Consider the following 5,155-nt stretch of genomic DNA (forward strand, 5'->3'; position numbering starts at 1 on the left):
ATTAACTTATTTGTCGGTTCAATGGTAGGATTAGAACGTACCGTCTTGCCATTACTCGGGGAAAAGGTATTTGGACTCGCTTCCGCAAGTAGTGCGTTGTCTTTTATTGTAAGTTTTGGCTTTACAAAGGCGATTGTTAATCTCATGGCCGGAGGAATTGCGGACCGGATCGGACGAAAACGGGTATTACTTGTTGGCTGGGCAATGGGTTTATTTGTCCCGCTTCTCGTCATCTGGGCGCCTTCATGGTGGTGGATTGTCGTTGCTAATATTTTTCTTGGTATTAACCAAGGACTTGCTTGGTCGATGACGGTCAATATGAAGATTGATGTAGTGAAATCGAATCAGCGCGGTATCGCCATTGGCTGGAATGAGTTTGCTGGATATAGCGGCGTAGCACTCGCTTCTATGCTTTCCGGCTATGTAGCTATCCACTATTCGTTGCGACCAGAACCATTTTATCTAGGCATTGTATTCAGTATAATCGGTCTCCTCCTATCTTTTTTTACAAAAGATACAGGTGACTATATCAAACTACAAGTACAGAAGCACAAACAAGCTCTTCCTAAAGAGCAACTGTCTACTAAAGAAATCTTTCGTAAAACAACATGGAAAGATCAAACCTTATCCAGTTGTAGTTTTGCAGGTCTTTCCACCAATCTAAAAGACGGCATGGCCTGGGGATTGTTTCCCGTATTCTTTCTACACGCTGGTCTTTCTATTAGTCAAATTGGTGTGATTGTGGCGCTTTATCCAGCGGCATGGGGATTCTTCCAACTATTCACCGGAGCGTTAAGTGATCGTATTGGCCGAAAATGGCTCATTGCTTCTGGTATGTGGATCCAAGCTAGCAGCATTTGGTGGATTGTTTTTACCGGTACCTATACCTCTTGGTTAGTCGGTGCGATTGCACTAGGACTTGGAACTGCCATGGTTTATCCGACTCTGCAAGCAGCCATAAGTGATGTGGCACATCCAGACTGGCGTGCTTCTGCGATGGGCGTATACCGTTTTTGGCGTGACAGCGGCTATGCTTTCGGTGCAATTCTTGCAGGAATTTTGACGGATCTACTAAATGTAACGTGGAGTATCGGTCTTGTAGCCTTATTGCCTTTACTAGCAGGTGTGAATGTAGCCATTCGAATGAAGGAAACACTAAACAAATAGATACAAAAGGAGTTGTGATGTAGCTATGGCTTTGTTTGATCATTCTGCAAAAACGTATGACGAGTGGTGCAAAACCCCGCTTGGTTCATTCGTTGATACCGTAGAAAAACAAATGATCGTCGAACTATCGGACCTAAAACCAGGAGAACAGGCTTTGGATATTGGTTGCGGAACAGGTATATACTCTCTTGTACTAGCATTACACGGACTAGAAGTGACGGGTATTGATATTTCTCCTGAAATGCTGCAGAGAGCAAAAGAGAAAGCAGAAAAACAAAAGCAATCCATTCATTTCATGGAAGGGGACATTCATAACCTCCCTTTTGAAGACAATACGTTTGATTTAGTCATTTCAAACCTAGTACTTGAATTTGTTGATTCTCCTAACGATGTGATAGCAGAAGGAATGAGAGTGCTAAAACCCGAAGGCCGAATGGTAGTCGGAATGATTGGCAAACATAGCGATTGGGCTAAAATGTATGAAAAACGCGGAGAAGAAAAAAAGGAAAGTGTTTTTGCAGGAGCACATTTCTTTGGTTTAGAAGATATAAACAAACTCTATCAGGACGAGCCATCCTTAACTCGGTTCGGATTATATGTATCTCCTCATGAATTTATTTCACAAGAACAGGCTGATACGTTGGAGAAGGAACGTTCGGCAAAGCAACAGGAAGAAGGCGCTGGTTTTATTGTTGCGAAATGGATTGCTATAAAGTGAAATGAAACAATCAATCCTATCCTTTATCTAAAGACAAATGGTAAGAGCATGTTTTGGCAAAAAACATGCTCTTATTTATTTTTGTTCGATTAGCTTCTTTCACAAAAACCATCAGTTAGCACAACCAAAAAAATCCTCGCAACGACCCAAATGTGTAACTCTTGAACTCTTTGTTAACAATAACTTTTTCAGCCTAATTTTTGCGAATAAAGCCTTTAAACTTTTTGAAATGATTGATATAATTTTGGTCTGATTCATTCAACAGATAAATGGTAATTTTTTGATTAAGAGTTAGAAGTAAAACCTAGAATGAGAAAGTAGCGAATACTTTTTCTAAAACAACACGATGACATAAAACGAAGGAATCAATAATGAATAACCTATTTAGAGCAAATGGTAAAGTAAATCCTAAGTTTCTACCTTCAAACTCCATTTATTTTGGAATGTTATTAACCGTGATCGGTGGCTTTTTGGACGCATATGCTTTTATCACAAGAGACGGAGTATTTGCTAATGTGCAAACCGGCAATTTCGTTTTATTCGGAATTAATTTGGTTCAGGGAAATCTTAATCAAGCCATTCTTTACATTCCTCCGATTATTGCCTTTATGTTCGGAATTGTAGTTGCAGAAATATTGAAACGCCGGAAGAAACTACGAATGTCTGGGGTATCAGGAAAAGCCATTATTTTATTGGAAATGTTGTTATTTACAATAATCGGCTTATTACCTCCCACTGTTTCGAATCATACAGTTACATTCATGCTTTCTTTTGCTGCATCCCTTCAATATTCGTATTTTCGAAAAATCTCGGATTCTCCTTATAGCAATACAATGATAACAGGTAATTTATTGACCGTAACGAAATCCATTTATACCGCTATCACCACAGGAGACACGGAAGCAGCCATTCAGTTTTTCAAATTTATGTTTATAATCGTTTCCTTTATAATTGGTGTTATAGTCGGGGCATTTTTAATACAACTTGTTGGTCTTAAATCCATTTGGTTCGTCTCTACCCTTCTCCTAATAATAGGAATTTTCTATAGATCTAGTTTACAGACTTCTTAAACAATATGGTTGTACTTAAAAAATTACGACGAACTTCTTATTCCCAAAACTTATATCTATCTGCAATGTTCTCTAAGCTTATTCTTCCGCGTTGCATGGATGGCGGACAAACCTCATTATATTTGGTTATTTTTACGTTTATTTCATCCATTGCATCTTTTATTTTTGATTCCATACCGTTCTGTTCCATCATTTGCAATGTTGAAGCAATTTTCTCCCTTATTTCCTTTTGCAAGTTTATCCAAGGAGGTAAGTAACCTGCATCTTTTGCTATATTTAAAAAATTACTGTATACATCTCCGCTAAAGAAGCTGTTCGGAAAGGGTTTCCCGAATCCTGGGATTTTCTTTACTTCTTCATCCATTTTGGAATCTTTGATAATCTGATCAATCAAATTAGGATTGTTTCCCATATGTGTCTCCCCTTTTTAAAATAATTTGATTTTCTTACCAAATGAAAGGAATAAGTCGATACTGTGTTTGTAAGCAATACTCTTTATAGCCGCTAAGCTCTCTTAAAAGCACTGCTTCTTCATTTTTTATTCGGAATAAAAGGGTAGGTAGTATGAACAGCATCGGTATGATTGCAAAATAAGATCCAAGTGCCAGTGGCAGAAAGAAAGACATGATTACCATTCCTAAGTACATCGGATGGCGAACGATTGAATATGGACCTGTTGTAATGACATGCTGTTCATTCTCTACTTGAATAACAGTGGAAGCATAGCTATTTTCCTTAAAAACAACAAAAATAAAAATATATGCTGCAAAAACAATCATGTTTGATACCATTACAAGCCATATTGGTTCATGAGACCAATGAAAACGGAAATCAATACCCGGAATAAGAAATCCAATATAATATAGTTTAAAAAAGGCAGGCGCTTTTTTAGTAGTAGCTTCTTCTCTAACCTTCGTTCGTCTTGCTAAAAGTTCAGGATTCTTTTTGCTAAAGTAAACTGTAATGAAAAATGTGAGTAAAGAGAAACCGAACCAAAAAATCCAAGCTTCCCAAAACTTCGTTGTGCCTGCAGGAAGAAATAAGAGTATCCACATAACGATCATAAGTAGCATTGGAACGATATACATCTTTAGCTTTGACACGCTATTAGTTTCCATTTCGATTCCCTCCCTTATTACTTCATTCTGGCCGATAATTAAGATATTTTTGTATAAGTTGCTTATGTTTCATCTGAGCTGGGGAAAGAACATTCTTTGCCATCTCATTGAATAAAAGTTCATTCGTTTTTCCAAATCCAGATTTATCATGTAACATTTCTTTTAGAAAAGGCACACTCTTTATAAATGCAGCACCTTCCCTTGCCAGAATTTCAATTTCAGGATCGTCTTCAGACATTTGCTTCAATCTAGAAAGACGTCTGCCAAATTCTAGAGCTGTTTGAAATTGCTCAGGATGTGATTGAAAGTATTCAGCCATTAATTTAAAATTTTCTTGGTGATCTTCTCCCCACTGAAAATCTTCTAGGATACCAAAAATATTACGTTGTTGATCAAAGAGTTCAGGATATGCGATATACTTTTCCCTTTGCTCTGGTGCCAATGCTTGTGTAACCATTTGAAATAATTCAGAGTCAAACGAAGTTTCTTCAAGCTGTACTGCTTCTTGACTTAGTAATAGTTCAATCTTTGCTAATTGCTCCTCAATCGTCGTTTTTTCATGTAAAAGCTCAGCTTGCAATGACTGCAGTACTTCTCGCAAAGTTCTATGGCTCTGTGTATCTCCCACTATTTCTTTTATTTGTTTCAGGTCTAGCCCTAATTGTTTTAAGTGTTTAATCATTCTCATACGAGCAAGTTCGTCTGCTCCATACAAACGATAACCACTTGCAGAACGTTTTGGTTCTTGCAATATACCAATTTTATGATAGTACAGCACAGTCTTTAATGTACTTCTAGTTAATTTGACAAAATCACTGATTTTCATTTGATTATCCACCTATATCCTCCTCGATTTCATTGTAAACTCTACCCTAAGGGTGGAGTCAAATCAATCATAAAAATCATTATTGGTAACGAAGTGCTTCCCTGTGGGCTTTTCAACCTTTTTGCAAAAGTTTCCTACGCTCTCTTTATTTTAGATTACCTAGATTTGACTGAAGGTAAAATAAAAATTGAATTTTATATTCTCTTATCTTCTTTAACATTCTTACCCGTAATTGAAAAAACGATTGTCTTTTTTG

At 37.3% G+C, this 5,155-nt stretch carries 6 protein-coding genes; 3 read left to right on the forward strand and 3 right to left on the reverse strand.

What is annotated here, in order from left to right; all coding sequences use genetic code 11:
* From AC11ZT_RS10900 to AC11ZT_RS10910, 3 genes are all read left to right on the forward strand, one after another.
* Positions 1 to 1,167, forward strand: a 1,167-nt coding sequence (locus AC11ZT_RS10900; protein ID WP_484059615.1) for an MFS transporter, incomplete at its 5' end; no start/stop codon positions are given.
* A gap of 25 nt (positions 1,168 to 1,192) precedes the next feature.
* A complete protein-coding gene (locus tag AC11ZT_RS10905) occupies positions 1,193 to 1,885 on the forward strand; it encodes a class I SAM-dependent methyltransferase (protein ID WP_484059616.1) in 693 nt (230 codons plus the stop codon).
* A gap of 371 nt (positions 1,886 to 2,256) precedes the next feature.
* Positions 2,257 to 2,955 carry a YoaK family protein gene (locus AC11ZT_RS10910; RefSeq protein WP_484059617.1) on the forward strand — a complete coding sequence of 233 codons (699 nt, stop codon included), beginning with the start codon at positions 2,257 to 2,259 and terminating at the stop codon, positions 2,953 to 2,955.
* Positions 2,956 to 2,992: 37 nt separating this feature from the next.
* On the opposite strand, the gene AC11ZT_RS10915 is transcribed toward AC11ZT_RS10910, so the two are convergent.
* Genes AC11ZT_RS10915 through AC11ZT_RS10925 form a run of 3 tightly spaced genes read right to left on the reverse strand, consistent with a single transcriptional unit; the run spans position 2,993 to position 4,911 of the window.
* Positions 2,993 to 3,367: a DnaJ family domain-containing protein gene (locus tag AC11ZT_RS10915; RefSeq protein WP_484059618.1), complete on the reverse strand. Its 375-nt coding sequence runs from the start codon at positions 3,365 to 3,367 to the stop codon at positions 2,993 to 2,995.
* Between the two features lie 34 nt (positions 3,368 to 3,401).
* Entirely contained in the window at positions 3,402 to 4,073 is a 672-nt protein-coding gene (locus AC11ZT_RS10920) for a methyltransferase family protein (protein ID WP_484059619.1), read from the reverse strand.
* Positions 4,074 to 4,095: 22 nt separating this feature from the next.
* A complete protein-coding gene (locus tag AC11ZT_RS10925) occupies positions 4,096 to 4,911 on the reverse strand; it encodes a MerR family transcriptional regulator (RefSeq protein ID WP_484059620.1) in 816 nt (271 codons plus the stop codon).
* Positions 4,912 to 5,155: the final 244 nt, after the last annotated feature.

This window comes from Ectobacillus sp. (genome assembly GCF_056992975.1).